Annotated in this window: 25 protein-coding genes and 1 other RNA gene; 12 read left to right on the top strand and 14 right to left on the bottom strand. The window is 49.8% G+C overall.

What is annotated here, in order from left to right; all coding sequences use genetic code 11:
* Positions 1–41: 41 nt before the first annotated feature.
* Complete coding sequence (locus H6F72_RS02830) at positions 42–3,146, bottom strand: CHAT domain-containing protein (RefSeq protein ID WP_190431613.1); 3,105 nt, start codon at positions 3,144–3,146, stop codon at positions 42–44.
* Positions 3,147–3,616: 470 nt separating this feature from the next.
* Between H6F72_RS02830 and H6F72_RS02825 the strand changes: the two genes are divergently transcribed.
* Positions 3,617–4,321: a hypothetical protein gene (locus H6F72_RS02825; RefSeq protein ID WP_190431612.1), complete on the top strand. Its 705-nt coding sequence runs from the start codon at positions 3,617–3,619 to the stop codon at positions 4,319–4,321.
* 98 nt (positions 4,322–4,419) lie between these two features.
* Entirely contained in the window at positions 4,420–4,746 is a 327-nt protein-coding gene (locus tag H6F72_RS02820; protein WP_190431610.1) for a thioredoxin family protein, read from the top strand.
* Here H6F72_RS02820 and H6F72_RS02815 read toward each other — a convergent pair.
* Both H6F72_RS02815 and H6F72_RS02810 read right to left on the bottom strand, forming a co-directional pair.
* Complete coding sequence (locus H6F72_RS02815; protein ID WP_190431609.1) at positions 4,743–4,967, bottom strand: hypothetical protein; 225 nt, start codon at positions 4,965–4,967, stop codon at positions 4,743–4,745. The two genes, H6F72_RS02820 and H6F72_RS02815, sit on opposite strands and share 4 nt — an antisense overlap.
* Positions 4,964–6,745, bottom strand: coding sequence for a S8 family peptidase (locus H6F72_RS02810; protein WP_190431607.1), 1,782 nt, complete (start codon positions 6,743–6,745; stop codon positions 4,964–4,966). Before H6F72_RS02810 ends, H6F72_RS02815 begins: the two co-directional genes overlap by 4 nt.
* Positions 6,746–6,863: 118 nt before the next feature.
* Here H6F72_RS02810 and H6F72_RS02805 point away from each other — a divergent pair, with 118 nt between their 5' ends.
* The 4 genes from H6F72_RS02805 to thiD all read left to right on the top strand — a co-directional run bounded on the left by H6F72_RS02805 (position 6,864) and on the right by thiD (position 10,884).
* Positions 6,864–7,283 (top strand): hypothetical protein, encoded by a 420-nt coding sequence (locus tag H6F72_RS02805; RefSeq protein WP_190431605.1) that lies wholly within the window; start codon positions 6,864–6,866, stop codon positions 7,281–7,283.
* A gap of 359 nt (positions 7,284–7,642) precedes the next feature.
* On the top strand, positions 7,643–8,512 hold the full coding sequence (locus H6F72_RS02800; protein ID WP_190431603.1) for a cell division protein FtsQ/DivIB: 870 nt from the start codon (positions 7,643–7,645) through the stop codon (positions 8,510–8,512).
* 366 nt (positions 8,513–8,878) lie between these two features.
* On the top strand, positions 8,879–9,997 hold the full coding sequence (gene ftsZ / locus H6F72_RS02795; RefSeq protein WP_242016763.1) for a cell division protein FtsZ: 1,119 nt from the start codon (positions 8,879–8,881) through the stop codon (positions 9,995–9,997).
* A gap of 68 nt (positions 9,998–10,065) precedes the next feature.
* Complete coding sequence (gene thiD / locus H6F72_RS02790) at positions 10,066–10,884, top strand: bifunctional hydroxymethylpyrimidine kinase/phosphomethylpyrimidine kinase (RefSeq protein WP_190431600.1); 819 nt, start codon at positions 10,066–10,068, stop codon at positions 10,882–10,884.
* Positions 10,885–10,911: 27 nt separating this feature from the next.
* Here thiD and H6F72_RS02785 read toward each other — a convergent pair whose 3' ends face one another.
* The 7 genes from H6F72_RS02785 to H6F72_RS02755 all read right to left on the bottom strand — a co-directional run bounded on the left by H6F72_RS02785 (position 10,912) and on the right by H6F72_RS02755 (position 16,121).
* Positions 10,912–11,319: a hypothetical protein gene (locus H6F72_RS02785; RefSeq protein ID WP_190431598.1), complete on the bottom strand. Its 408-nt coding sequence runs from the start codon at positions 11,317–11,319 to the stop codon at positions 10,912–10,914.
* A 180-nt stretch (positions 11,320–11,499) separates the two neighbouring features.
* Positions 11,500–11,868 carry a phasin family protein gene (locus tag H6F72_RS02780; protein ID WP_190431595.1) on the bottom strand — a complete coding sequence of 123 codons (369 nt, stop codon included), beginning with the start codon at positions 11,866–11,868 and terminating at the stop codon, positions 11,500–11,502.
* Positions 11,869–12,121: 253 nt separating this feature from the next.
* Positions 12,122–12,218, bottom strand: an RNA gene (gene ffs, locus H6F72_RS02775) — signal recognition particle sRNA small type.
* Positions 12,219–12,272: 54 nt separating this feature from the next.
* Positions 12,273–13,598, bottom strand: coding sequence for a ribulose bisphosphate carboxylase small subunit (locus H6F72_RS02770; protein WP_190431593.1), 1,326 nt, complete (start codon positions 13,596–13,598; stop codon positions 12,273–12,275).
* Between the two features lie 215 nt (positions 13,599–13,813).
* Positions 13,814–14,149, bottom strand: coding sequence for a ribulose bisphosphate carboxylase small subunit (locus tag H6F72_RS02765; RefSeq protein ID WP_190431591.1), 336 nt, complete (start codon positions 14,147–14,149; stop codon positions 13,814–13,816).
* Positions 14,150–14,195: 46 nt separating this feature from the next.
* Positions 14,196–14,606, bottom strand: coding sequence for a chaperonin family protein RbcX (locus tag H6F72_RS02760; protein ID WP_190431590.1), 411 nt, complete (start codon positions 14,604–14,606; stop codon positions 14,196–14,198).
* Positions 14,607–14,690: 84 nt separating this feature from the next.
* Complete coding sequence (locus H6F72_RS02755) at positions 14,691–16,121, bottom strand: form I ribulose bisphosphate carboxylase large subunit (RefSeq protein WP_190431588.1); 1,431 nt, start codon at positions 16,119–16,121, stop codon at positions 14,691–14,693.
* 852 nt (positions 16,122–16,973) lie between these two features.
* On the opposite strand from H6F72_RS02755, the gene H6F72_RS02750 reads away from it, so the two are divergent.
* Together H6F72_RS02750 and H6F72_RS02745 are read left to right on the top strand one after the other, a co-directional pair.
* The gene (locus H6F72_RS02750; RefSeq protein ID WP_190431586.1) at positions 16,974–18,092 is read left to right on the top strand and encodes a two-component regulator propeller domain-containing protein; all 1,119 of its coding nucleotides are present in this window, start codon (positions 16,974–16,976) and stop codon (positions 18,090–18,092) included.
* A 129-nt stretch (positions 18,093–18,221) separates the two neighbouring features.
* On the top strand, positions 18,222–20,195 hold the full coding sequence (locus tag H6F72_RS02745) for an alpha/beta hydrolase (protein ID WP_190431585.1): 1,974 nt from the start codon (positions 18,222–18,224) through the stop codon (positions 20,193–20,195).
* Positions 20,196–20,207: 12 nt separating this feature from the next.
* On the opposite strand, the gene H6F72_RS02740 is transcribed toward H6F72_RS02745, so the two are convergent.
* From H6F72_RS02740 to ispD, 3 genes are all read right to left on the bottom strand, one after another.
* Positions 20,208–20,543, bottom strand: coding sequence for a hypothetical protein (locus H6F72_RS02740; RefSeq protein WP_190431583.1), 336 nt, complete (start codon positions 20,541–20,543; stop codon positions 20,208–20,210).
* 229 nt (positions 20,544–20,772) lie between these two features.
* A complete protein-coding gene (locus H6F72_RS02735; protein ID WP_190431581.1) occupies positions 20,773–21,519 on the bottom strand; it encodes an SDR family NAD(P)-dependent oxidoreductase in 747 nt (248 codons plus the stop codon).
* A gap of 73 nt (positions 21,520–21,592) precedes the next feature.
* Positions 21,593–22,294: a 2-C-methyl-D-erythritol 4-phosphate cytidylyltransferase gene (ispD, locus tag H6F72_RS02730; protein WP_190431580.1), complete on the bottom strand. Its 702-nt coding sequence runs from the start codon at positions 22,292–22,294 to the stop codon at positions 21,593–21,595.
* A gap of 86 nt (positions 22,295–22,380) precedes the next feature.
* Here ispD and H6F72_RS02725 point away from each other — a divergent pair, with 86 nt between their 5' ends.
* Both H6F72_RS02725 and H6F72_RS02720 read left to right on the top strand, forming a co-directional pair.
* Positions 22,381–23,355: a glycosyltransferase family 9 protein gene (locus tag H6F72_RS02725; RefSeq protein WP_190431578.1), complete on the top strand. Its 975-nt coding sequence runs from the start codon at positions 22,381–22,383 to the stop codon at positions 23,353–23,355.
* A gap of 7 nt (positions 23,356–23,362) precedes the next feature.
* The gene (locus H6F72_RS02720; protein ID WP_190431576.1) at positions 23,363–24,004 is read left to right on the top strand and encodes an HAD-IIIA family hydrolase; all 642 of its coding nucleotides are present in this window, start codon (positions 23,363–23,365) and stop codon (positions 24,002–24,004) included.
* Here H6F72_RS02720 and H6F72_RS02715 read toward each other — a convergent pair.
* The gene (locus tag H6F72_RS02715) at positions 23,985–24,464 is read right to left on the bottom strand and encodes a CRR6 family NdhI maturation factor (RefSeq protein ID WP_190431573.1); all 480 of its coding nucleotides are present in this window, start codon (positions 24,462–24,464) and stop codon (positions 23,985–23,987) included. The two genes, H6F72_RS02720 and H6F72_RS02715, sit on opposite strands and share 20 nt — an antisense overlap.
* 177 nt (positions 24,465–24,641) lie before the next feature.
* Between H6F72_RS02715 and thyX the strand changes: the two genes are divergently transcribed.
* On the top strand, positions 24,642–25,364 hold the full coding sequence (thyX, locus tag H6F72_RS02710; RefSeq protein WP_190431571.1) for an FAD-dependent thymidylate synthase: 723 nt from the start codon (positions 24,642–24,644) through the stop codon (positions 25,362–25,364).
* Between the two features lie 178 nt (positions 25,365–25,542).
* Positions 25,543–26,589, top strand: coding sequence for a hypothetical protein (locus H6F72_RS02705; RefSeq protein ID WP_190431569.1), 1,047 nt, complete (start codon positions 25,543–25,545; stop codon positions 26,587–26,589).
* The last annotated feature ends 36 nt before the right edge of the window (positions 26,590–26,625 follow it).

Here is a 26,625-nt window from a genome sequence, read left to right as displayed (position 1 = left end):
ACTTGCCATTGAGCTTAGTGCAGCTCAAGAAAAATTGCATCCTAGGTTTGCGGCTGGAGTTTAGCGATCGCTCCCCAGTCCTTGATCGTAGATTCGGTCCACATCCAGTTTTTGCTTAAGGCATCAGGCTGGAAGGCCACTGGATTCTCAGTCATCACTTTTTGATAAAGCTTGAGCGCTTCATTTTGCAGGTTAGCGCGTTGCTCGGCAGGTTGACTTTGGGCAGACTTGGCCAGCACTAGGGCTAGGCCAGCATAAGCCATCAGATTCTCTTGGTTCCCTGGCTTTGCAGTTGCGGCTGGCGCGGTTGCTACCGTTGGAGTGGAAGCAATAACACCTGACTCAGATGGCGTAGTCGTTTGCGCTTCTTCTTGCAAGTAGAGTGCTTGGAACCAAGCCCGATTGGCTCGGTCCCAATTCTGCTCAGCGTAGTAAGCGAAGCCTAAGGCATTTTGATACAGCGCTAGGGATGCTGCATCCGTCTGTTCAGCTTCAGCTTGTTGGCGAACCGCAGTTTCCCAGTAGCGGCGGGCATCATCAACGCTATAGTCTTGGTTGCCTGTTTGCATGGACTGCCAAGCCAAGCGACCGCGTAGAAAACTCACGGCTGGATCATCAATCACAGTATTAGGAACAGCAACCAAGGCAGCACTGGCTTGAGGCAAGGCTCCACGATCCAGCAGTTCTGCGATCGCTTGTTGCCCTGCGACCAGTTGTTTCCGACTTAGGTAGTCAATAGCAGCGGCTGTGACTGTAGCCGTATTAGTTGCTTTCAGGTCTAATGTAGTTCGGTTGGTTTGCGGATCAATGGCAAAAGAATTGTTGGAGTTGTTGGAAATAGATTCGGGCAAGGCTGGAATCGAAACCTGAGGACTTCGGTTTCGCTGGAACCACCAAAAACCTAGCAAAGCGATCGCCGTAACTCCTGCCGCCGCCAAGATCAGCCACAGCTTAGAGCGTCTACGAGGCTGCTGCAACCAAGCACCCCAGCCGCTAGAACTTCGACGAGGATATTCAGGCTGTAACGCTGAGTTTCTACCTGCGGTTGAGTTCGTACCATCAGGCAGTGCCGCTAGGCTCACCGCTTGTTGATACGCTGTTTTAGCTTCTGCAACCTTGCCTTGCTTGTATAGCGCTAAAGCCAAGTTACTATACACCTCAGCCAAGCTGGGGTTAATTTTCAGGGCTGCTTGGTAGGCAGCGATCGCATCCGCAAAGTTACCTTGTTGATAGAGGGCTAATCCTAGCTGGTTATAGGCATCAACATCATTGGGATTTGCTTGAATTGCTCTTCGAGCCGTGGCGATCGCGGTACTAGCATTGGTAGGGGCAGCTAATCCTTGTTCTAAATCCGAGAAGACTTGGCTTAAGCGTGGATCGATCGCTGGGTTGGTAGGCGGCGTTTGGGGTGGCGGGTTGCGAGGAGGCGTGGACTTAAGTGGGGTAGGTTGGGGTTTGGATGAGCCTGGCAAATCCAGATAAGGGGAGCGCTGAGGATCTGATCGGAGATTTTCAGCCGCAGGAGCAGACAAAAATGGTTCTTCTGCGGCCAGTTGGGGATCGGCAGGATTTTTTGACAACTGCTCAATCAACTCAGCCACTAAAGCCGAGTCGGCTTCGGACCCGAACCCATCATCAAACTCCAGATCATCTAACTCACCCAGGTCTTCGTCACCGTAGTCGTAGGGCTCGTCCTCTAAATCTGCTGCTATGCCATTGAGGGACTGAGCAGAGGCTGGAAAGACGTCTTCGTCAACCAAACCAGAATGCCGAGCCTCTCCTAGGGAAGTTAAGTGATTGGTAGGGCGATCGCTAGGACTCCGCCAACGTGCAGTCGCCATTTCTTGAGCCGCACTGTAAAGGTCTGGTACGTTCCCAGTGATCAACTGCCCATCAAATTCGGGATGCAGATAGAGAATGGGCAAAGCCCAGTACAACTGGTGAGAGCCATAGGCCGAGATCAACCCCTGACGTGCCCGACTCAAGCTGAGATCCACTGGATACCCTTGCTTCAGATTGCGATAAAACAAACGGGTTAACGTCAGTGCCACATCATCTGGAATCCGCTCAGCCATTGCCAATACGCCAGGAATTCCCCGCTGCACCAAAGCTTCAGCGAGATTCTGTTCGCCAATCTCATGCTCCAAATCTGAAGTGGCGGTATAGGCACTACGGCAGGAGTTAAACACCACCATGCGAATGCCATTGTTGACCAAAAGCCCCGCCAAGTCATCTCCGCTCAGCACCTCGGTTAGCCCAGTTTTGCCATTCACCAAGTAGAGGTTGCCTCCTGCGGCCCCTAAGTTGCTGTGGCCCGCATAGTGCAAAACCTGAAACTGGCCTTGCTCTAAAGCTTGAGTCAATTGCTCGCGATCGGGTTGGTCTAAGATCGTCAACTGAATTTCTGCTGTGCCGCCACCTGATTCTGAGGCAGCTCCATGACGGCTACGCAATTCTTCTTGAAGGTGTAGGGCTTCACGTTTCAGCTCCAGTTGCTCTTGATCCGTTGGAGCTGCGATCGCCATCAAAATCTTGAGCGGTTGTTGCGACTCACGCATCAACTCTCTCAGAGCTGTCGTTGCCCCCACTAACCCTGGGCTAGGTTGATAGCGAGAAAATAAAACATCTGTGCCCGTCGCTAAGGGCCGAGAAGCGCCACCCACGCGATGCCGCTCTCCGGTGTGCAATACCTCCCACGGCAAGCGAACTAAGCGGGCTCCTTTTAAGCCTAAACGTAAACGCAAAACTTCTCGTCGATGCTGGGCAATCCCTTGTGCGGTCATCCAGCTATCGCGGATCGTACCCTGGAACAAAGCATTATAAAGCTGCTGTCCTAACGCTACTAAATGACGTGGCGGTAGATTTTGGTTCGGCTCGCTGCCTCCGAGCACCAAGTCCAGTTCGCGATCGCCTGGGTTATGCAGTTTATCTATCCCAGGATTAAAAGCATCTTCCTGCAACAATCCCAGCAGCGGGTCATTCATCAATTGGCGCGCCTGATTTAGCCACTCTTCAACGGGCCAAACCACTTGTTCTTCGGCTAGAGGTACCCCTGGGGCAACTCGCTCCGTCCGTATTAAATACTCATCTTCCCCAACTGGGGTAACAGAAAGATGAAATTCCTGCGTCACAGCTACACTCCGCAAGACCATTAACCTACAAATGCACTCCTGCTCTCAAGCTCTTTTTTGAGAGCTTCCATCCACCACTGATGCCAAATCGGCTCTCACTCTACTCTAATGACAATCCTGCCCAAAAAGCTTGAAATGAGCTAGATCGAGCGGAGTAGTTACAGAGAGCACAACATCCTTCGCTCTTCAGGGAATGACGGTGAAGTTAGGCAAAAAGTTACCAGTCATTTGCCACTTAATCAGAGAAATTGTCCATTTGTACAGACAAACTTCCGGATCTCAAGGCAGGGCGCTAGAAAAGTAGTTTGGTAGATGCACCCTGATTTTAATCCCCTGGCTCCTTCGGGCAGTCGGGGGATTTCTTTTGTGGGCTGGCTCAAGGCCTAGATCTTCACTAGAGCTTGATGCGATCGCTCAACTGCCTTGATTGCGGCTTCATAAGCTCAATGCTATGGTCGGAAAGCAGCTAGCCCCTGGTTTCACAGATGGCATCCGCTTTATCCACGATTACGAAGAATATTTGTCAACAGCTTTTGGGCAATCGTTCTGTGCTGTGGATCAATGGCTTAACCTTGGTACTTTTCCTGGTTTTGCTCACGCATGCCAAAGTTTGGGGTAGCCCCCAGGAAATTGAGTTTTTATTTCATAAAGCAGACCCCACCAAACAGCCGCATCTAGGCTTTCTTACCCTGATCTCCAATGTGCTGTGGGGCTTACCAGTGGCCTATTGTGCCTTTAGCTTAGGCTTGATGAAGCAGATCCACCCTCAGGGTAGGTTGGACCGTTTTCTCCTGCTCTCTGCCACTGGAATTTCGATCATTTTGATTGATGAGGTCTACCGGATTACGATTAGTTTGGTAACTTGGTTTGGCGTTTCTAAAGTACTAATTGCCAGCCTTTATGGCGTAGCTGCCTTGGGCTATATCTTCAGCTTTCGGAAACGGATTCACTCCACACCCTACGCCTTGCTCTTAGCAGCGATTAGTCTAGTTGTCATTTCCAGGGTGGTCGATTTGCTCAGAATTGCGGCTCCAGGGGCACCTGCCAGAATGCTGCTAGAAGATGGCACAAAGCTTTTGGGACTGGTGAATTTGACTTTGTACTGGTGGCTGGTCTGTCAGCAAGAAGTTTTGCGATCGCTTCAGCGATATCGTCAACCCACCTCTGTAAACGCGCATCAGCACCTATGATCGAAATTAAACCCTAGCGTCAGCTTGTGAGCCGCGATCGCAGGGTTGCTTCTAGTTTCGCTCATTCTAGTTTTGCTCAACGAAGGCAAGGAAATTTTATGGATCGAGCTGTTATTAAGTTTTCTTCAGAAGACTGTGGGACTTGCCACAAAATGTCCTTCTACGACCAAAAAGTGGCTGAAGAACTCGGTCTCCGCTTCATCAACTGCATGATGCAAGATACGGTCACTTACCGCCAGTATCGCAAGATTTTGCTGGCCCAATATCCTGACAAAGAAGGGATGGGGTGGCCCACTTATATTGTTTGTGACTCTCCTGATGCAGAATTTAAGATTCTTGGAGAAGTCAAAGGCGGCCACCCCAAAGGTGAATTTAGAAGTCGGTTACAGGCGGTTCTAGAAACAGTTCCGGCTGGCGAAGGTTAATCTTTCACTTCAAATTTGGTGACTTCTAAAACAGGGCCAATCATGGCGAATGTCATCACATCCTCCCGGACTTGGCCTTCCACCGTGACTTGGATGCCAGACTTTTTTAAGTCCCCAGGAGCATTGTGCAGTTCGTAAGATTGGCCATCTTCACCGACTAGCGCCCAAGTACCAGGCCCGATTCCTTTACGTTCGATCTTGCCCGTGACTTTAATACTCATGCGGCTTCTCCTTCTCCTCTCGTTACCAGATAGGCTAACCCGAAACACAACAGGGCGTTTACGGCTAAGTAAGCTTGGGCGATCGCGCCTGTACCGAGCCAAAGCAGGTGTGGAGACATAAACGCACTAATGGCTAAGCAAGAGGCGACTCCCAAAGTTGTGCCAACGGCAAACCACTTCCATTCCGCATGGCCGAGAAACAAGGCCAGCAAGAGGAAGGGAATCAAAACGCTGGCAAAGATAGGATTCAGTGCATTTGTCCCTTGAAGCGCCGTGCCTAATTCGGGGATTGAGCTACCCATCACCCGGAAGGGCCACTGGGGCAAATCCAGAATATAGAAGCCGCGAAAGACAAATAACCCCGCGCTTCCAGCAACTAACCCACTAGTGAGCGGCCAACTCCAGAAAGGTAAGTAGTTGCGGAGGAACCAAGCCAGCAAGTAAGACCCCAGCACCATTGCGACCTTAGGTAGTAGGGCCACGGCACCGCCATCAATCCAAAAACGGGGGTTGAGATAGCCATTATCCCGCAGCCAGCGGAAGAAATCGCGGAAGGTGATTTGCCCTCGCATTGCCAGTTTCACAGCATTGGCAGCATCTAAGTGACCTGCCCCATAGTAGTTGAGACCGTCATCTGTGACGGCGCGGGCCGACTCCAAAAGTACATTCCGAATGGCATCGGGTTCTTGTACCCCAGACGCTTTGATCAGCGCTGCTACACCAGCCACATGAGGAGCAGCCATACTAGTGCCTTGGAAAGCCGCAAAGATCGGTTCGCCCGTTTCTGCATCAATGGTATTTTGCAGAATGCCGCCTGTGCTGTCTTCACCTTGGGTTTGGCCACCGGGGGCTGCGATATCTACACCTGCCCCATAGTTGGAGTAGATGGCTTTTTCACCTGTCGGGCCTAAAGCGGAAACTCCAATCACATGTGGGTAGCGAGCGGGGTAAGAAGCTGAGTTTTGATTGGCGTTGCCTGCGGCAGCGATGATCACCACGCCTTTGTCATGCGCATAGGCGATCGCTTCTTGCATGACTTCACTTTCGCCGCCACCCCCCAAGCTCATATTGATCACATCAGCATCGTGGTCTGCGGCAAACTTAATTGCTTCGGCAATATCGGCCACTGTGCCGCCACCCGCTGCACTCAAAACCTTCAAAGGCATCAGGTTTGCTTCATAAGCAACTCCCGCTACACCATAACCATTGTTAGTGGATTGAGCGATCGTGCCTGCGACGTGAGTACCATGACCGTTGTCATCACTAGCATCACTGCGGTCGCTGACAAAGTCGTAGCCTTCCACAAACTGGGTATCTTTGAGGTCAGGTACCCGGCTAACTCCCGTATCAATTACGGCGACGGTGACCCCACTGCCCTTAGTTTCATCCCAAGCAGCTTCCGCATTAATGCTTCTGAGGTTCCATTGCTTGCTGTATTCGGGGTCGTCAGGGGTGAAAAAGGCTCGATAAATATAGTTCGGCTCGATCGCTTCGGTAGACTTAGCCAGTTTAGATTTCTGTAGCGCTTGTAGAAGTCGAGAATTTCCTTCCACAATATAAAGATGATCGCCCTCGGAAAACTCGCTATTTAACCGAGGCTTCACTTGATACTGCTGCGCGATCGCATCCAACTGTTGTTGAATTTGCACCGCTGGAATATCCTCGCGAAAATCCAGCACAATCGATTCGTAGGTTCCGTTTGCTGCCAATCCTTTAAAGCTGGCGATCGCTAACATTAGCCCCGCCAAAAACAAGCCCACCAGCCCCAGCCTTCTCATAGAAACTCATCACTACAGCTCGTTGCCTTCAACCATAGCTCACGCACTAGGGGGTAGCGGTAATATTGCAGGATAGTTACGGACTGATAATTTTTCTGGATTATCTCTAAATTCGATTATGGAAAGAGGTCTTTTGTGGCTACCCTTGCTAGGCGTCTTTATTTGGCTCGCTTGGGCAGGCTGGAACGAGTATCAAAAAGTAGAAGCTTACCGCCGCTGGGCTGAGCAATTTGAGCGAGCTAAATACGATATTTACGCCGTTCTAGGACAGCAGGGCAGTGACCTCACTTGGGGGCAACCCACCCGTCGCGGCCCGATTAATTTAGCTGCTTTTTCACTTAAGGAAGTTCAAGCCATTCGCCTACTAGTGGACGACCAAGCAGTAGACTTAAACGCATTGCCACAAAAAGGTCGTAGTATTTTTCTAGAATTTTCTTTACCTAACCCAGCCCAGCCCATTCGCATCCCTTTCACGGATGTCACATTAGCAGCGAATTGGGGTAGACATCTGCAACAAGAACTTGCTAGCTACTCCTAGCTGTTTAGCGCCTCGCGACTCCGGCGATCGCCCCAACGTATTTTATAAAAGCTAGTAAAATTCTTGGAATTTGCCGCGCTGCATGCTAAATCTGGCAACCTAGGGCAACGAGTGGCCAATTCCTCCTCTACTAGGAGCGATCCCCTCTTAGATTTGGCTCTAGCGATCGCAAATTAAGCCAGTAGCGATTAAACTTCTACAGGGTTGGTTGCAATCACAGTCAATTCCTCGTCAATTCAGTTGATGGTTTGGTAACCAGTCCGCTCTTCACCCAATTGCCCATTCCTCGCTGCACTCGCAAACTTATGCATCTTCCCCCGTCCCTACATACTCTTCATTTTGCGAATTGAGAGGTGCCGATGACTAGTATTTCAGCAGTCTCTCAAAACGAACTCGCGCAAAGACGCCAGAAGCTCCGCCAAGAACGACGCTTGAAAGCCTTGCAAACCAGTTGGCGCACTATAGCAGTCAGCGGTCTGGCGGGAGGACTCGCTTGGGTGATCACCTTGCCAGGTTGGGTGATTCGCCAACCCGAACAAGTTGCGATCGCAGGTAATCGGTTTCTCTCGTCTCAAGCCATTCAGTCTTTATTGCCAATGGCTTATCCTCAATCGTTGCTGCAACTTGAACCTCAAGCGATCGCAGCCCAGCTAGAATCAAAAGCGCCGATCGAGGACGCCACTGTAGCACGTCAGCTATTCCCCCCCAGACTGATTGTGCAGGTCAAAGAACGCTATCCCGTCGCCATGATCTCCGATCTCCCTAACGCTGAAGCTGTTAAAGACAAAGAGACAAAACCAGCAATAGGTCTCTCAAATGTGGGATTTCTGGATGCGAATGGTGTCTGGATTCCCATTGAGAGCTATACTTCCTTTGATCAATCGTTCCAGTTGCCAACTCTCAAAATTGTTGGCTATCAAGAACAGAAGCGATCGCAGTGGGCTGAGCTGTATCAATCAGTTAGCCAAAGCCCTGTTAAAGTCACAGAAATTGACTGGCGTGACCCAAGCAATATAGTCCTTAAAACTGAGTTAGGAATCTTTCATTTCGGCTCTTATAGTTCTAGATTTGCTGAGCAAATCCAAGCGATGGATCAGCTACGAAAACTCTCAGACAAGCTGAATCCCAAGCAAGTTGCTTATGTTGATCTACAAAATCCAGATGCTCCCTCAATTCAAATGCAGAAGGCCAATAACTCGGTAAAATCTAATACGGATAGTACTGATTGAGCTTGCCACCTGTAGGTAATAAGTCAGCGATAACTATCTTTAGGAATGCTGCTGATCAGTCAGATCAAATCAGATTAAAGATGGGTGGGAGCCTAATGCTATCATTGGTTTTTCAATCGACTTACCCTATAGTTAACTAGAGTTGCCCAGCGCTGCCCAGAATTAAAAAGTTGTTTATAAGCCATCCCCGATCCAATGACATCTAATAGTACATCTAATAGTAAATTGGGCTCTATCACCGAAGGCTCCCACGCAGAAGAGCAATCCTCTTTCTCAGTGGCAGATACTGCCAAAAACCCGTTTAGCAACTCTACAGTTCGGTTTAATCAATCTCGCGACGCAAAAGTTGTGCTAGAAGAATCTCGGATGGATGGGATTGTCCCCAGTAGTGTTGCCAAAATCAAAGTAATTGGCGTTGGTGGAGGGGGTGGCAACGCAGTCAATCGCATGATTGCCAGCGACGTATCAGGAGTTGAGTTTTGGTCCGTTAATACGGATGCTCAAGCTCTAGCTCAGGCAATGGCTCCCAAGCATTTACAAGTTGGCCAAAAATTGACTCGTGGTCTAGGTGCAGGTGGTAATCCAGCGATCGGGCAGAAAGCAGCGGAAGAGTCCCGCGATGAAATTGCAGCAGCCCTAGAAAATTCTGACTTAGTGTTCATCACCGCTGGCATGGGCGGGGGCACCGGAACTGGCGCAGCTCCGATTGTGGCTGAGATTGCTAAGGAAGTTGGCGCTTTAACGGTAGGAGTCGTCACTCGTCCGTTTACCTTTGAAGGCCGACGACGCACCAGCCAAGCAGATGAAGGCATCGCAGCCCTACAAAGCCGAGTAGACACCCTGATCGTTATTCCCAACGACAAATTATTGTCAGTGATCTCCGAGCAGACTCCGGTTCAAGAGGCATTCCGAGTCGCCGATGATATTTTGCGCCAAGGGGTGCAGGGAATTTCGGACATCATTACCATCCCTGGTTTGGTTAACGTGGATTTTGCAGACGTACGAGCCGTGATGGCTGATGCAGGCTCTGCATTGATGGGAATCGGCATTGGTTCTGGCAAGTCACGGGCGAGAGAAGCCGCGATGGCAGCTATTTCATCACCCCTTCTGGAATCCTCCATTGATGGAGCTAAAGGGGTAGTCTTCAATATCACGGGCGGCACTGACTTAACGCTCCATGAAGTCAATGCTGCTGCCGAAATCATCTATGAAGTCGTTGATCCCAATGCCAATATCATCTTTGGGGCAGTCATCGACGAGCGCATGCAGGGAGAAATTCGGATCACGGTCATTGCCACAGGTTTTACGGGTGAGGCTCAACCCGCAGCTCAACCCGCTAGAGTCGCGCCACTGCGCCGAGGTGTCACCCCTCCGATTACGCCTCAGGCTCCTCAAACGCCAGTCAACGAACCGAGAAATAGACCTGGTGAACCAGACATTCCTGAGTTTCTTCAAAGAAGAAGAGAGAGACCCCCAACTCGTTAAAGACTCGCTCAAGAGTTGAGTGCCCTTAGGCAGTGATATTTCAGTTCGTCACTTTGGATTGATTTAATATGACCCTGACAGGGAATTCACGGATTCCTGTGGCACTGACGATCGCGGGTTCTGATAGCGGTGGTGGGGCAGGAATTCAGGCTGACTTACGCACTTTTGCCTTTCATCAAGTGCATGGCACTAGTGCGCTCACTTGTATCACGGCCCAAAATACTTTAGGAGTCAATCGCGTTGATGCGTTGCCTGCTGCGGCTGTCGTGGCTCAGATAGAAGCGGTGGTGCAAGACATCAGGGTGCAAGCGACTAAGACGGGGATGCTGCTGAACCAAGAAATTATCGCAGCGGTGGCACAGCAGGTGCAGCTTTTGCGACTGCAGAATTTGGTCGTCGATCCAGTCATGGTGTCTCGGACTGGAGCACAGTTGATCGATGACTCGGCGATCGCCACCTTAAGAGATGCCTTAATTCCCCAAGCTGTGATCGTCACCCCCAATCGCTACGAGGCTCAACTTTTAAGCGGTCTGACAATCGTCACACTCGATGACATGCAAGCAGCGGCTCAACGGATTTATCAGCTAGGAGCTAAAGCAGTATTGGTCAAAGGCGGGGGCATGGCTGGCGAACTGCGAGGGGTTGATGTCTGGTTTGATGGCCAGCATCTAGAAACTTTGACCACTTCTAGTGTTGACACAAAAAACACCCACGGCACTGGCTGCACTCTCTCAGCTGCGATCGCCGCCAATCTAGCAGACGGCAAAGATTTACTATCTGCTACCAAGATGGCTAAAGATTACGTCACTACAGCCTTGACTCATTCCCTAAATATTGGGCAAGGGCAAGGCCCTGTAGGGCACTTTTTCCCTTTATTATCCCGCTGAGATTTCAGCTGTAGAGATAGTGAACCCCTAGAACGATTCCCAGTCAGAGCATTTCTCTGTCTCTACTCCATATGGATGCATGCCACAGACTAGGGGATTACCGCCATAAATTTGTCCATGATAATGGCTACATCCCATGCAAGCAGGATGTTTAGTGATAATTGGCTCTACGTTGTAGAACAAAGGCTCCATCGATTCTATGTCGGAACTCTCCAACCCAAAATATAGCTCTAGGAACGAGCTGGTCAGCTCATCAAGTCGCTGGTCAACTTCACTAAAAATCGTGCCTTGTACTTGTTCTACGATTTCCTCTGAGAGCTTGGCAAAGATATCAATCGCATCATCAATATCTCGCTTTACCTCTAAAAAAAACAGCTCTACTTCATCAGCTACTAATTCGAAGCTAGTAAAGAAATCTTTTGACCAATCTTCCATAAATTTGTTGCTTATCTGCAAGCGAGAGCGGGGACTGCGCCGAGCTTGTCTGTAGTCAGCGCCAACATACTGGATGAAACCCCCATCTACCAACTTCAGCTTTAGCAATTGGTGAGGGAGACTGATCAAAAATCATAACTTAGATAGATGACTCCGTAGCATTCTGTTTACACACAGCAACTACTCTCGCTCTAGCCGCCGTAGTTCCTCTTGCAAATCCATCACTTGCTGGCGCAAATTGTCTACATTTTGCGTTTCAGCCTTAGTTGGCTCTTCATCATCTGAGAGAATTTCGATCCGTCGCGGTTCCGAGCTTGTTGGCTCTGGAGCGGGAGTTGCTCCAGGTTGCTGGGCTCGATTCACCATATCGTCAACAAATCGACGGGCTTCTTCTGTGCTCATCTCGCCCTTAGCCACGAGTTCATCTGCTAGTTTTTGGGCTTGTACCCGTAGTTCCCCTAGCTTGCCGCCTGCTTTCTCGCCTGCATAGGAGGCCAGTCCGACTCCTAGGTAAAACGCTTTTTGGACAAGATCACCAAATCCAGCCATATCAACCACAGCTCCTTAGCAGTTTAAGAGTTTAATTGTAGTGAGCCATGCCAGAAGTTTTGCTATATTTCACTTCTAGCATCCAGACTCTGGAAGCAGATGCTTCTAGGATAAGCAGAAATCGAAATCACTGCCCATAGCTATACGGCCTGGCTTGCTAGCTTAGCTTGTTAAATGAAAAACTCTATAAGCTCAGGTAAGCGTAATATGTAGCGATCGCCCCTGGCAGTTTGTAAGTACCCTTTAAAACAAAGGAGACCCGGAGACCACGCCTGCTATAAGCATCCCGTATTGCTGCTACCTTCCGGTCCTGACAAGATTTGGGCGTTATGGCCGCGTGGGTCCGAGTCGATCATCATTATAGCCCGAGTTACGTCAATTTTTCTATCTAGCAACTCAAATTATTAACTCGATTTGCCATTTGGGCGTTGAACTACCGTTTCCATCATGCGGCGCTTGGCTTTGGGATCAATGCCAACTACCCGAACGTAGTCATTACTATGCTCTGCTAAACAGGCTTCTAACGCTGCGATCGCCTCTGACTCATGGCCTTGAATCGCAGGGTAGGATTGCCAGGAGTTAGTACGGAAGCGACGCTCATCCACAAATTCAATGCCCAAGCGGTAGCCTTGAGCCAAAATTTGCTGTACCTGGTCTGCCGCCTCAACATTTAACTTGGCGCTCGTAGAGTGGGTTTGCTGTGCCATAGGCTGTGGACGTTGGTTAGATTCCTGGTTAACGCTTTTGGAACGGTTGCCATTGGCAGGCTGAGGAGGAGCGCTCTGCTGTTCAGGGCGAGGTTGGGGAGCCGGGCGAGATTCCTCTTCATTGGCCCGATGGAATCCTAGCCGCAAGTTGCGATTGTATTCTTCTGACAAGCGCATTTGCTGCACCCGTTGCTGCTCCTGCACCATAAATTCACCGACTTCAATTAGATGCGGCAAGCTAAAGTCAGGTCTGTGGAATTCGGGGGGGCGATCGCCGCTATTAACCACCCTGAGGGAGACGCGATCGTACCCGACATCTTTAATGAAGTTCAACACCTGTTCATCGTAGAGCCGAGACCGAAGCGCTCCAAAGAAATCGACGGATTGATTAATAAAGTGATCAACCAGCTGTTCAATGTTTTGCTGCTGAATCGCATCTGCTTCAAAAATGCCACGGACAATGCCAATTTTGTCGTCTCGATTCGGCTCCCAATAGAACTTATCCATCCGCCCGTCCCGGATCAGGGGGGCGTATAAAGTTGACAAGTCATTTCCTGTGATAATGATCGGCACACGGTGCAATGGGGTCGAGTCGTAACTGCCAGGTAGTTGGACGTTGGTAGGGTTGTCGGCAATATTCATTAAGGTGCCGTTCACCAACTGGGTGTTTACGGTGTACTGCGTCCCTTGATCAAGTCGCCCAGCTCCAGCGTCTAAGTCGTTGATCATCAGCACGGTCATTTTGCCTCGCGTCCGCACCAACTCGGCAGCTTCTCGGTATCTCAGGCGGATTAGGCGAGCCGGATCTCCCGCATCTGGACTCTCTAACTCGCCCGCCGACATATGGACAACTTCGACTCCCAGGCGCTCGAAAACTAACTCGCACTGAAAAGATTTCCCTTCGCCTTTACGACCGTGGATGCCTAAAAGCAAGGGAACTCGGACGTTGGGTAAATCGAGAAAGTTTTTTGTGATATGAACAGCTAGCTTATCCAGGAAGCGAGGCGAGATGTAGTAGCTCATGACGTTGGGGGAGGTAAACTGCTGGGCCTAAAACTAATGTTAAGTTTTTCTGACAAACGCGATCGCTAAATGGCGCAAAGAATCTTAAATAATCCAAAAAATAAGGAGAGGTAGAGTCTTCTACCCCTCCAGACTTTCACCTAGGAGAGTGATTGCACTAGGTTGATATTAAGCACAGGTAAACAAACGTCCTGGCTTACTTGGTAGATACAAGCTTAGTAGCGGTTGGTGTTGGGCTTGTGAACGATGAAGCTTAGCACTTGGCACTGCTTGATGTTGTCGAAACCCACAACACGGATGTAGGAATTAGAGTACTCAGAGCGGCAAGCGCGTACTTCACTGAGAACTTCTTGAGTGCTAGATGCACCAAACAGAGGCAACTTCCACAAAGTCCAGTAGTGCTGCTCAGGATCGGAATCTTCGCTGAACTCTACAGCGGGAATGTAGCCTTGGTCGAGGATGTACTGGAGTTGTCTGGTGATTTGAGCGTCAGACAGAGGGGGAAGATAGGATAAGGTTTCGTAACGACGCTCTTTGGGTAGAGTTCTCATGGGTCCTGTTGCTATTTCTTACGTTTACGTGGACTAAATCTCACTGCTAACCCGGGAGGTTATCCAGATTAGATTCAGAATCTTGGACAGGTTCAGGCTGGGGGGGAGCATCAGTCGTGGTGAGCTGGCTCATTCGCTCCAGCTGTTGACGCCGGTGCTCAACGTTGGCCTGCTTAATGTCAGCACGCGCCATTTCGGGTAGAAATTCGGTTACTGACTCCGCTAGATGCTCTCTTACGGTCATGATGCGAAATGCCAGTTCCTGATTTTCTTTCAGGAGCGCTTTGAGGTATAGTTCTCCGTCTTGGATGGTGCCTTGACCAGAGAAGCGATGCAACCAAAGGGCTAATGGCGGATTCGTTTCACTTAATTGAGCTAGGACTGTTCGCATTGCCTGGTAAGTCAGGTAGCTAACTAGCACCTTCGTTGTATCTTTGGCAATTCTTTTGATATCCATGCAACGACCCCAGCCAATGGAAACAGATGAAGGATGAGGGATGAAGGATGAAGTTTGCCTTCATCCTTTGTATTTCCTTCAGCCTTAGAGAGTGTCCATTGCCTCGAATTCGAACTTGATTTCTTTCCAGAGTTCGCAGGCGGTCGCCAATTCAGGGCTCCACTTGCAAGCTTCACGGATGACGTCGCCGCCTTCACGCATCAAGTTGCGACCTTCGTTACGAGCTTGGATACAAGCTTCCAAAGCCACGCGGTTAGCGGTTGCACCAGGTGCGTTACCCCAGGGGTGACCGAGGGTACCACCACCGAACTGCAAGCAGGAGTCATCACCAAAGATTTCTACCAGCGCTGGCATGTGCCAAATATGGATACCACCAGAAGCCACAGGCATTACACCAGGCATGGAAGCCCAGTCTTGGGTGAAGAAAATACCACGAGAGCGGTCTTGCTCCACGTAGTTCTCACGCATCAGGTCAACGAAGCCCATGGTGATCGCTTTTTCACCTTCGAGCTTACCTACAACGGTACCGGAGTGCAGGTGGTCACCACCGGACATCCGTAAGCACTTCGCCAAAACGCGGAAGTGAATACCGTGGTTCTTCTGACGGTCAATAACCGCGTGCATAGCACGGTGAATATGGAGCAGAACTCCATTATCACGGCACCAGCGAGCCAGGGTGGTGTTTGCAGTGAAACCACCAGTGAGGTAGTCATGCATGATGATGGGGGTGCCGATTTCTTTGGCGAATTCAGCCCGCTGCATCATTTGCTCACAGGTAGGAGCAGTCACGTTGAGGTAGTGACCCTTGATCTCGCCAGTTTCAGCTTGAGCTTTTTCAATTGCTTCTTGAACGAACAGGAAGCGATCGCGCCAGCGCATGAAAGGCTGAGAGTTGATGTTTTCGTCGTCTTTGGTGAAGTCGAGACCACCACGTAGACACTCGTAAACGGCACGACCGTAGTTCTTAGCAGACAAACCAAGCTTAGGCTTGATGGTGCAACCCAACAGAGGACGACCGTACTTGTTCAGTTTGTCGCGCTCAACTTGAATCCCGTGGGGAGGACCTTGGAAGGTCTTCAAGTAAGCAACAGGAATCCGCATGTCTTCAAGACGCAGAGCCCGGAGTGCTTTGAAACCAAACACGTTACCTACAATCGAGGTCAACATGTTGGTCACAGAACCTTCTTCGAACAGGTCGAGAGGGTAAGCGACGTAGCAGAAGTACTGGTTGTCTTCACCAGGAACGGGCTCGATATCGTAGCAACGACCCTTGTAGCGATCGAGGTCGGTCAGCAAGTCGGTCCATACAGTGGTCCAAGTACCTGTGGAAGACTCAGCAGCTACAGCCGCGCCAGCTTCTTCGGGAGGAACGCCAGGCTGAGGAGTTACCCGGAAAGCAGCCAACACGTCTGTATCTTTGGGTGTGTAGTCTGGGGTGTAATAGGTCAGGCGATAATCTTTAACACCAGCCTGATACCCAGTTTTTGTCTGAGTCTTACTTTGCGAATATGACATACTTTCCCTTCCTAGGAATCACTCAACTTACATCGATTAACTGAGTGCATCCAGACCAAATTGAGACTATAAAGATACTTCTCTAACCAAGTCTGAATACTGTGCGTAGGTACCTTTGCCTATGAACTTGACATTGCCAAAGCTTCACTAAGCTGGTGCGACCCCACCTTTTACCTGGTTCACTCTGTGCCCATCGGTAAGCTCAAACAAAATATATCAGGAATTCAATAAGCTAAACCTTAAACATTCTTTACTCACTTATATTTTTTACTTATAGAAAGATCTTAAAAGTAAAAGTTACATATTTTTCTTGATGGATCTCAATTCAAACAGGAGTAGAACCGCATAAATTCGTCGTTTTCTTAAATTAAGTTCATTTGAAAACTTGCCATTTTATGCATGTAGAGTTCAATTGAAAATAAATTGGGGATCAAGAATCTCAGGGAAGTATTAGATAAATTCATCAAGTCGTATCCAGAGGAGGGGGACTTACGATCGCCTACTCATCAAGCCTATGTTTTTTTCACGGCCAAGCAATTTTTAACTCTGAATTTATTTGCATCTCGTAGCTGGCGATCGCTCTAAATTCGGAACATTTTTTGCCGAATTCCTGACTGATTCAGGAACTAGCGGGGTATGCTGATGCACAAGATGCTATTCAGCCTCAACTGTTCTAGTTCTAGGGACTCAACTCGGCTGTCCCTAAGGCTTATAGTAGGGTGGGTCGAAATTCTCTATTCCTAGATAATTAAGGCGCGATCGCGCTCTAAAACTCATACACTTACTGGGTTAAGAGCCTCTCATTTAACGTCTATTATTTCACTGCTTACTTCCCACGGTAGGAGCTTTGTCATGGCAGCTTTGCGAACTCATATTGGTGTGATTTTTGGTGCCACATTGCTATGGCTAGGTTTGCCGGGGGTAATTGGTCAATTTAACGGGCTAGCTAGCCGTACCTTGGCTCAATCAGCAGTTGGAGGTAGCGCGCCCGTTTACCCCAGAGAAGCGCCACCCCTCCGCGTGAGGCCGCTACCTAGCGATCGTCAATCACAAGAAACTGAAACCCTGGGAGCAGATTTCCGGGTGCCTGCCTTACAGGCAGGCTCTACAGGCAGTTTGTGGGTGGGGTCTTGGCAGGGTTTAGCCCGGATTAACCCCAACACAGGCAACATTTTGGCGCGAATTAAACTGCCAAACTACACCATTGGAGCCTTGGCCCAAGACAAAGTGGGACGGATTTGGGTAGGAACTTATACAGGTCTGTTGCGCGTTGACCCCCGGAGCAATGAAACGACCGCCCAAAATTTCTCCCTACCTTCTAACCGGGTCTTGTCGCTGCTAACCGATCGCCGGGGTTATTTGTGGGTGGGGACCGATCGCGGTTTGGCACTGATTAGCCCTGACCAAGGGCTGCTGATGACCACCGTGAAAGATTTGCCAGGGGTGAGTGCCAATGCTTTAAGCCTCGACCCGCAAGGGCAACTGTGGGTGGGCACTTTAGAAGGTTTGGTGCAGATCAATACTGCCAATGGCTTTATCCTCAGACAACAGCCGGATGTGCCCGGAACCACAGTTCAAGCTTTGACGCTGGGTCCTAGAGGAACTTTGTGGGCTGGCACTCCTAATGCGCTGCTCGAAGTTGACCCTAGGACTGGCCAAGTACTGCGATCGGTGACTCAGCTACGGGGTCGCAATGTCATATCGGTACAGTTCGATAAAGTGGGGAGTCTTTGGGTTGGCACCACTAAGGGTTTGGTGCGGGTCAATCCTTACAACGGAGCGATCGCGGGTCAAATCCCTAACTTGCCTTCTGATGAAATTTTGGCCCTCTCTCCTGACACGGGCAACAAAGTGTGGGTAGGCACTAGTGAAGGCTTGGGCTGGGTCAGCTTGACGACTGGCGAATCTAAATCGCACTTAGCTTTTACTCGTCAAGATGCTGAATCTCAAAATCAAGCTCAACAGCCCTAACCGGAATTGAGAACTGTGAAGGATTAGTTATTTTCAGGCGTTAAGTCAAGTCCGAAGTTTAGAATTTGCCAATTCACTCGGATTTATTGACCTTCGACCTGTTTACTGATCCTCAGTTTGAAATTGCTTATGGTTACTCGGCGCTTTTTCGACAGTCTACCGTTCTCGTGGGAAGGAAAATCTGCTGAAACCATTCAGAATGATTGTTGTTGGCTAGAATCCATTACGCGCAATGCGGCCCCATTTTCTGACTGGTGGACTAAAGCGCGGATTGTTCAGCTGGCTTATCCTACACCTCCCCATCCGCCAGCCACGACAGCAGAGCACTTGCCAACTTATGCGGGGTTAGGCTCGGAAACAGCGATCGCCGAAGTTTTGCAGAGCTTATGCAGCCCAGAGAAGTATCCTGACTTTCATCGCAAAGTGAATGTTGAGTTTGTGACGGAAACGCTCAACTGTTGGAAGTTGCGCCAGTTTTCTCAAGCAATTAGCCGCAACTTTGAGGTTTACGCCGATCTTGAGCATCCTAATACTTTTTTGGTGACGAGTACCGCTCCGGTTTCGCTAGAGGTCGATCGCCAACTGCCTCCTTCACACCGATTTCGGCCTCTGTTCAACGTCGATGAATTCGCTCGGATCGTTCAGGAGCGTGATGCTAAGCGGATTAGCCTTAGAACTCATGGCTATTCCAGCCCTGCTTCAGGTTTTTACGAATCGTTTACCAATGAAGCCGACGAGCTAAACCGTCCTGACCCCGCGACCCACGCCCGAACGCTACAGGACGACCACTTTTACATCGGCTACCAATGGCCGAGCGAACAGCCTGTGACTAGTCCTGGTTTGTGGGCTGACTACCGCAGCCATCTCGGCATTGTTTTCAAGTTTTTATTTGTGGTGAGCGGGATTGCGGGAATTTTTGGCACGCTGCTCTACATTTTTTTGAAGCTGTTCGGCATTCCAGTACTGAAGTTGCTGGGGTTGCTACCTGGCGTTGCTCAAGTATGGGAGTGGACCGATTTTGTGGACACCGTCGATTTGGCGGTGCAGTGGTACTGGATTGTGCCCACCATATTTCTGTTGTGGACGATTGTATTTCTGCTCTTGCGAGTTGTAGTATACTTGCGCGATCGCTATCGAGCGATTCACTATGGCGCGCCAGATTTAGCTGAGTTTTTCTGGCGGTTGGACCGAGCCTTAAGCAACCTCGCCAAGAGCGCATCTAATTCGCCTCAGGCAATAGAGACAAATGCACCAACCACAAGCGATCGCCAACTCAGCCTCAATCTCATCGGTCACAGCATGGGTGGGCTTTTGGTGGTCACTGTGCTGCGAATTTTGTCCGATCGCTTTGGCAAAGATGACCAAGGTAGCTTACTGCCTGACCCCAGCAGCCCAGTGGGTGAGGAAGCCGACAGCATTGGCGAGCATCTGCGCTTAGACACGTTGATTTTGGCCTCACCAGATATTCCCTTGGAATTTATGCGAGAGGGCCGCAACAATTATGTGCGATCGGCGATGCGGCGCTGTCGGCGAATTTATTTGATGTCGAGCGATCGCGATATTGTGTTGCGCTATCTGTCTACGGTGAGCAACTGGTTTAGTGAGCCGAGTATTCAGATGGCGGGGATGCGGTTGGGCAATCTGTACCTGAAGCCGATTCGGGTCAGCGGCAGTATCCAGTATCGGCCTTACATTCGCATCATGGTGCATTCGGAACGGGCGGTGCAACCAACTTCGTCTTATGAGCTGTTCCGCAAGTTCAACTATCTAGATTGCTCGGAGATGCGGGGTGACCAAGGAACGGGTGGCGTGAATGCGGTAGCTTTTTCGCTGAATCGGTTTAATGGTCTGCTGATTGACCTGATCAACACAACACTATTTTTGTTTAGCATCAAAAAGCTGGATGTGCATGGCGGTTATTTTCAAACCAACACGCGATCGTTTCAAATTCTCAAGTTCTTACTCACGGCCAACTTTTTGGCGGATGAGGTGATTAAGGGTGAAATCGAAGCGATGATTGCGGGGACTCCGATTAAGTTTTTGCCGAGTGAGTCTTGGGTGATGCCAACGTCAACTGCTGACTCAACCGCAACTGGAACTTGAGTTGGGCGATCGCTAAATTCGGCCTGTGGTGATTAATTTAGAACCCCCACCTAAACAGAGCAAGCATAAAAATAGTGTCCACAGGCTGGTAGGCCGCAACACTACTCCGCCGCTCATAAATACTAGAAGAATCCCTAGACCCACGAACAACCATCCTGTCTGGCGAATACTGCGACTTCCCAAAACTAATATGCCGATACCGCTGGCTATGGAAATTACTGAACCTGCGGCTGGAATGTCTCGCCACCAGTAAGGTGATATCCGGGTGGTGAAAATGATGTTTTGACCGAGGAAGTAGACTCCAACTAAAACTAGAGCCAGACCAATCAGTTTATTCAGGAGGCGCATGAGTCAATTGCACAGCTAGGTCGTCCAGTCAGTTCTAGCATGTCTGTTGGCGATCGCTTGGATTTTGAGTAAAGCTCAATTTGGTAAATCCGATCCCTTGAGGGCACCTGCCCTCAAACTCCCGCTGAGGGACGGTTGCGTCCCCCAGACCCCCTCCAAACGAAGCTGACGGTGAGTGTTTCGAGTCTTTTTTCTCTGACTTCTCACTCCTCACCTTTCATCCTTAAATTCACAACCGCACTAAGCCACCATCGATCGCTAGGGTTTGTCCGGTGATCAAGGCGGCATCCTGGCAGGCGAGAAATGAGACAGCACCAACGATCTCGTCGGGGACAGCAGTTCGTTTGATTGCTTGCATCTGGGCGATCGGGTCAAACATATGCAGTTGTGGTCCTGCTTCTGTGGTGCCTGTGCGGACTAAGCCTGGAGCAACTGCGTTGACGGTAATGCCAAATTCTCCCATTTCGGTGGCTAAGGCTCTGGTTAAGCCGATCACACCCATTTTGGCGGCGTTGTAGTGAGCCAGGTTGGGAATCACTAGCCAATTAGCGGTGGAAGTGAGGTTAATAATGCGGCCAAACTGACGCTCTTTCATGCCTGGAATAAAGGCTTTGCACATGAGGAATGTGCCATCCAAGCTTACAGCTAGCACTTTGCGCCAATCTTCAAAGCTCATCTCATCAAAAGCATGAAAGGGATAAATGCCTGCGTTGTTGACCAGAATGTCGCATTTTCCCAGTTGCGCTTGCACTACCGCTGCAAACTCAGCGACAGATTCAGGATCAGTAACGTCACAAATTTGCGCGATCGCCCGTTGTCCTGTTGCTTTAACTATTTCTTCGGTCTCGGTGGCGAGTGAGGTGGCGGCGATCGCGACATCAGCTCCATCTTCGGCCAGTCGCTTGGCAAAGGCTTGCCCCAAACCTTTAGAGCCACCCGTCACCACAGCCACTTTACCTGCCAATCTTTTACTCATAACAGCGTCCCTATTCCTTAAGCTGGCGTTATTTTAGGGATTCAGCTTTCTGGAAGTAAAGCGGCAATAAATTTTAAGTGGGAATTGAGGAGCTTAAGCGTTGGCGCAGAATAAACTCTGCGATTGCCAAATCTACTGGAGTAGTCACTTTCAAATTGGTTTCTTCTCCGGGCACAATCCGCACAGGCAGGTTGCACTTCTCAAACAAGGCGGCATCATCGGTGACTTCCCAACCTTGCGATCGCCCTGTTTCGTGACATTGCTTCAGTTGAGCGACATCAAAGCCTTGAGGGGTCTGAGCAGCCCACAAAAATTGGCGCTCGGGGGTGCTGTTGATCCAGTGGGTTTGTGGTTCCACAACTTTGATTGTGTCTTTGACGGGGATGGCAGCAATCAACCCGGAGCATTCTAACAATGCTTCAGCACAGCGATCGAGCAATTCTGGAGTCGCTAAACAGCGGGCACCATCATGAATTAAGACGCGATCGGCTTCTGGGGGTAATGCTTGCAGGCCGTTGTACACCGATTCCTGGCGAGTCGATCCGCCTTGAATCAGCTCTACAGGCTTGGTGAGCGAGACGCTAGCAATAATTTCTTTGAAGTCAGGCCAATCTTCTGGCTGGCCGACAATGCCGATCCATTGGATGTGACGAGACGCTTCCGCCGCCAGCAAAGTCCAAGCGAGCAAAGGTTTTTCTAAGAGGGTCAGGAGCAATTTATTGCGATCGCTACCCATGCGACGACCCATTCCGGCGGCTGGAATTAATAAGTACACAAGACTGACTAGTTAGGAATGATTGTTTTGCTAGGTATATCTTCACCTAAAATAGGGAGCGTCAGTCAACTTAAACTCTTCTAATAATGCGAGTACTGGCCCTTGTCCCTGGCGGGATCGGCGATCAACTTCTGTTCTTCCCGACCCTCGATGACCTAAAACGGGCATACCCCGATGCCCAGATTGATATTGTCGTGGAACCCCGCGCCAAAGATGCTTACAGAGTCTGTAAGTCTGTTCACGACATCATTCCTTTCGACTTCAAACAAAACAATAGTTTGGCAGACTGGGGCAACCTGCTCGGTATCATTCGCGATCGCGAGTACGATATTGCCTTGTCACTCGGTCAGCGTTGGGCGATCGGGCTGTTGCTTTGGCTTACTGGCATTCCCACGCGGGTTGGTTACGCAGCGGGTGGGGCTCGTTTCTTAACTAACCCAGTGTCGCTGAAGCAAGAGCAGTATGCCGCTCAGATGTACCATGACCTCTTGCAAGGTCTTAACATCTCTGGGGCATCTTCCGAAATCACCATTAATGTTCCTAAAAAAGATATTGAGTGGGCCGAAGCGGAGCAAAAGCGCTTAGGTATTCAGGAAAGTGGTTATGTCCTGATTCACGGTGGATCCAGCAAACTGTCTAAAGCTAAAGGTATTGATAAAATTTACCCGGTGAAAAACTGGCAAAAGATTATTCAAGATTTCCGAAAACGGCAACCCAATCTCCCTATTGTGGTGGTGCAAGGGCCAGATGATGCGGAGTTTGTCACTGAGCTACAGGCAGCAGTCTCAGATGTAAAAGTGACCAAACCGAGTGATATTGGCAAACTGGCAGCCATGATTGCGGCGGCTAACCTGATGCTCTGCACCGACAGCGCCCCGATGCATCTCGCGGTTGCCGTCAAAACCTTCACGCTAGCGCTGTTTGGGCCTACCAACCCTGACAAACTCCTCCCTCAAACCAACGGTTCGGGAGAAACTCGCTTCGTGGGCATCAAATCTCCTACTGGCAAGATGGCAGACATCACACCAGAAACGGTCCTCAAGAAAGTTTGGGGCAGTTAGAGGCAGGATGTACGCCTTTGGCGTTCCCGTAGGGTGGGATGAAGGAGCAGGAGATAGGGTTGCGGTTTTTTTGGACCGTGATGGTGTCCTCAATGTTGAGGCTGGCTACATTCACAATGTCGAAGATTTGCATCTGGTCCCAGGTGCGGCCGAAGCAGTGCGGCGGTTGAATAACCAAGGCTTATTTTGCTGCTTGGTGTCCAATCAATCGGGGCCAGCCCGCAACTACTACCCAATTAGCCATGTCGAGGCTTTACACCAACGGCTCTGCACTCTCTTGCACCAAGAGTCGGGGGCCCGCTTAGATGCCTTGTATTTTTGTCCTACCTTAAGCCTCCCGGAAGGTGGGATAAATCCAGATTTAGCGAGCTGGAGCACCTGGCGTAAGCCCAATACAGGCATGCTGATTGCGGCAGCATGGGAGCATAACCTCGACATCAGCCGTAGTTTCATGGTCGGAGATAAAGCGACAGACATTGATATGGCCCATAATGCTGGCTGTACGGGCATTCTCGTCCAGACTGGGTTTGGCGATCGCGTCTTAGTTGGCGAGTACCAACATCACACCCGCCCCGATTACATTGCCGCCGATCTCCCTGCTGCTGCTGAATGGATTCTCAAACAGCTAGCTACACAGCCACTAAATTAAAAAATTCGTCATCTAGCTCATAACCAAACATCTGAGCCATCGATTTGACGCGGGCTTTGCTGGGGATGCCATACTGCTTCAGCCAATCCGCCAAGGTAAACACCTTTTTCATCACAAACAACTCCAAAGCCTCTGGGTTGTACTGGATGCCCTCGACGCGATGAAATTGGTGAGGCACTAGCATGGCGGTATAGCGAGCCAGTTCTCCCGCCTTCCAGTCGAGCAAAAAGGGCAACCAAGGATAAGCCGCATCCAATCGCACAAACCACAGGCGAATTTCAGGAATTTCGGGCAACTCCCTGGGATCTTCAGGCTCACGTGGATATTCAATTTCAAAGGTGATCTGCTGTTCTGAAGTCGCGATCGCCCCCTCTCGAATGAGTTTCTCAATCACAGTTTGCACGGGCGATACATCTAGGCTATTGAAATGTTCAGGCTTGAGCGAAATTGTGATTGTCATTGACCTTCCAGACTTAAGAAATTGTTGCGGCAGCAAGTCTGCCAGGAATGATTTCATCTTCTCTGAATTCAACCGCAATAATGCATTCTTGCCAATTTCTAAAGGCGATAAAGGAGCGCTAAGGAAGCCAGAAAAGAAGTTATGATGAGTTCCCGTGATTTTTAGAGATGGGCGGACATGCAGAGATTCCAGGTTGAAGTCCTGAGGGCAACCTCAAATCCTCAACAGGCGATTTATTTAGCCATGCACCAGGACTACAGCGAAGCCTGGGTCTACGGAGAGCGCGATCGCTGGCCTGATGAAGCCAAATGTGGCGAGCTAATCACCAAAAACTTACTAGCCGGAAATCGGGGTCACTACGGCCCCCTAGAGCATCCGCAAATTATCCTCAACTGCGGCTGGTTCCCTCACTCCACCATGCAGCAAATTCGTACTCATCGCGTGGGCGTCTCTTTTGATGTTCAATCCTTCCGTTATACAGGCCAGCGAATTATCGATGTTGTAGAGGGCAAACGAGATGTTGAGGATGTTTTCTATCTACGTCCCCTAGGCTTTTACACCGATCGCCAAGGCAAGCGCTACGAATACACAGAAGAACTGAGAAAGCAAGATTTGGAGTGGTGCTTTGCAGGTTGCGAACGCTACAAACTGCGGATCGACCAAGGTTTCTCTGAGGAACATGCCCGCAGCCTAATTCCCTTTGATGTGCGGCAACATTGGGTGATGTCGGCCAACGTGCGATCGCTGATGCATCTGATCGACCTCCGTTGGAAAGCAGATGCCCAACTAGAAGCCCAAAAGCTCTGTGAACTCATTTGGCCTCACTTCCAGGCTTGGGTTCCGGCGATCGCAGAGTGGTATGAAACCAACCGTTTAAAGAAAGCTCGCTTAGCGCCATAGCCTTTTATGAGTGTCAGAGTCAAGCGGTAAAAGAATTTTTTACCGTTAAAACATATTTCTCTGCTAGAGGAACCTCCTAATTTTCTCAGCAGTCAAGTGGGTGGAAATACGATCGCTCTTTAAAAGGCGAGCGTAAAAGTTTACTAGTCTGTGCCCTTTCACTTACTTCCACCAACCTATGAAGAATACTGTGCATGGTACTTCTAAGCAGAGCCGTCCCCTCTGGCAGCGGGCTTCAGTTGTAGTAGTAGCCTCAACGATGATTTTGGGAAACTATGATGTGCAGCGGGCGAACGCCTTTACCCAAATCAGCACTAGCGAAGCTGAAACAGCTATAGCATCTGACATGCAGCTTAGCCAAACCGTGCAGATTGCCAAAAAGTTGGATGCTCATCGGGGGCACTTTGGTTTGACCGTTCTTCAACCTCAAGGCACACTTTCCTACGTCACCGCTCGCGTTTCCCTCAAGGCCAAGCGTTCTAACAGCTACCTAGCAGAGCGCTTGATCGGAGATTTTCGCTACAAGTTGAAAGGCAAGATTAAAGAAAAAGACGGCAAGTACAAGCTGAAATCTAAAGCGAAGTTTATTCGAGGCTTGAACGAAGGCGATCGCGTTGTGATCCGCTTGTTCAACCAACAAAACCAGCTCATCGGTTACACCGAGTGCGATTTGCTGTCTGATAATGCTGCCATTACCTTAATTCTGCCTGATCAACCTAGCCAGTACGGTGTGGTGCGGACTGTTTATGGCATTGATGCCAACCAGGATGGGCTGATTGACACCAGAACCAACACCTACGATTACTTTACGCAAGTTACAGGCTCTAGCTATAGTGAGCAGCGAGCTACTTTCCTCAGCAGTTCCCAGACAGTTAACACCAGCAGTTTTCAAATTGCGGGTCTGCCTACCCCTCCCAAAAACTGCGTTTACACTAACTCACTTAGTAACGGTAGCTTCGCTGTTGCTAGCCGCACAGTCCAAGTCTTCAGTTCCAATCTGGCTTCTGCAATCACTGCGCCCCCTGGTCAAGTCGTACAAGTGATTGATGTGAGCGACACCAATGTCTCAACTTACGAAGCCAGCAACCTCATCCTCAACTACAAAGAGGTAGGGGTGAGCGAAGGCAGCATTACCAGCACCAGCGACTACGAATACAAGTCCAGCTCCAAAGTAAAGGTGAAGGAAGAAAAAGGCAAAAAGGCGAAAAAAGACTACAGCAAGTAAGCCTACAACCATCACTCACTTAACCTCTGAATTGCG

The sequence above is a fragment of the Trichocoleus sp. FACHB-46 genome (assembly GCF_014695385.1).
Taxonomy (GTDB): Bacteria; Cyanobacteriota; Cyanobacteriia; order FACHB-46; family FACHB-46; genus Trichocoleus.
Note: the sequence above shows the minus strand (reverse complement) of the source record. Positions and strands in the feature narration are given on the sequence as shown.

What these genes read in the sequence shown, in the direction of transcription:
- thyX (WP_190431571.1), top strand. Translation starts at nt 24,642, where the DNA reads ATGCAGAGATTCCAGGTTGAAGTCCTGAGGGCAACCTCAAATCCTCAA.
- H6F72_RS02770 (WP_190431593.1), bottom strand. Translation starts at nt 13,598, where the DNA reads ATGAGCTACTACATCTCGCCTCGCTTCCTGGATAAGCTAGCTGTTCAT.
- H6F72_RS02745 (WP_190431585.1), top strand. Translation starts at nt 18,222, where the DNA reads ATGGTTACTCGGCGCTTTTTCGACAGTCTACCGTTCTCGTGGGAAGGA.
- H6F72_RS02720 (WP_190431576.1), top strand. Translation starts at nt 23,363, where the DNA reads ATGTACGCCTTTGGCGTTCCCGTAGGGTGGGATGAAGGAGCAGGAGAT.
- H6F72_RS02740 (WP_190431583.1), bottom strand. Translation starts at nt 20,543, where the DNA reads ATGCGCCTCCTGAATAAACTGATTGGTCTGGCTCTAGTTTTAGTTGGA.
- thiD (WP_190431600.1), top strand. Translation starts at nt 10,066, where the DNA reads ATGACCCTGACAGGGAATTCACGGATTCCTGTGGCACTGACGATCGCG.
- H6F72_RS02810 (WP_190431607.1), bottom strand. Translation starts at nt 6,745, where the DNA reads ATGAGAAGGCTGGGGCTGGTGGGCTTGTTTTTGGCGGGGCTAATGTTA.
- H6F72_RS02825 (WP_190431612.1), top strand. Translation starts at nt 3,617, where the DNA reads ATGGCATCCGCTTTATCCACGATTACGAAGAATATTTGTCAACAGCTT.
- H6F72_RS02750 (WP_190431586.1), top strand. Translation starts at nt 16,974, where the DNA reads ATGGCAGCTTTGCGAACTCATATTGGTGTGATTTTTGGTGCCACATTG.
- H6F72_RS02725 (WP_190431578.1), top strand. Translation starts at nt 22,381, where the DNA reads ATGCGAGTACTGGCCCTTGTCCCTGGCGGGATCGGCGATCAACTTCTG.
- H6F72_RS02755 (WP_190431588.1), bottom strand. Translation starts at nt 16,121, where the DNA reads ATGTCATATTCGCAAAGTAAGACTCAGACAAAAACTGGGTATCAGGCT.
- H6F72_RS02715 (WP_190431573.1), bottom strand. Translation starts at nt 24,464, where the DNA reads ATGACAATCACAATTTCGCTCAAGCCTGAACATTTCAATAGCCTAGAT.
- H6F72_RS02735 (WP_190431581.1), bottom strand. Translation starts at nt 21,519, where the DNA reads ATGAGTAAAAGATTGGCAGGTAAAGTGGCTGTGGTGACGGGTGGCTCT.
- H6F72_RS02815 (WP_190431609.1), bottom strand. Translation starts at nt 4,967, where the DNA reads ATGAGTATTAAAGTCACGGGCAAGATCGAACGTAAAGGAATCGGGCCT.
- H6F72_RS02805 (WP_190431605.1), top strand. Translation starts at nt 6,864, where the DNA reads ATGGAAAGAGGTCTTTTGTGGCTACCCTTGCTAGGCGTCTTTATTTGG.
- H6F72_RS02780 (WP_190431595.1), bottom strand. Translation starts at nt 11,868, where the DNA reads ATGGCTGGATTTGGTGATCTTGTCCAAAAAGCGTTTTACCTAGGAGTC.
- H6F72_RS02800 (WP_190431603.1), top strand. Translation starts at nt 7,643, where the DNA reads ATGACTAGTATTTCAGCAGTCTCTCAAAACGAACTCGCGCAAAGACGC.
- H6F72_RS02765 (WP_190431591.1), bottom strand. Translation starts at nt 14,149, where the DNA reads ATGAGAACTCTACCCAAAGAGCGTCGTTACGAAACCTTATCCTATCTT.
- H6F72_RS02820 (WP_190431610.1), top strand. Translation starts at nt 4,420, where the DNA reads ATGGATCGAGCTGTTATTAAGTTTTCTTCAGAAGACTGTGGGACTTGC.
- ftsZ (WP_242016763.1), top strand. Translation starts at nt 8,879, where the DNA reads ATGGATGGGATTGTCCCCAGTAGTGTTGCCAAAATCAAAGTAATTGGC.
- H6F72_RS02705 (WP_190431569.1), top strand. Translation starts at nt 25,543, where the DNA reads ATGAAGAATACTGTGCATGGTACTTCTAAGCAGAGCCGTCCCCTCTGG.
- H6F72_RS02785 (WP_190431598.1), bottom strand. Translation starts at nt 11,319, where the DNA reads ATGGAAGATTGGTCAAAAGATTTCTTTACTAGCTTCGAATTAGTAGCT.
- H6F72_RS02760 (WP_190431590.1), bottom strand. Translation starts at nt 14,606, where the DNA reads ATGGATATCAAAAGAATTGCCAAAGATACAACGAAGGTGCTAGTTAGC.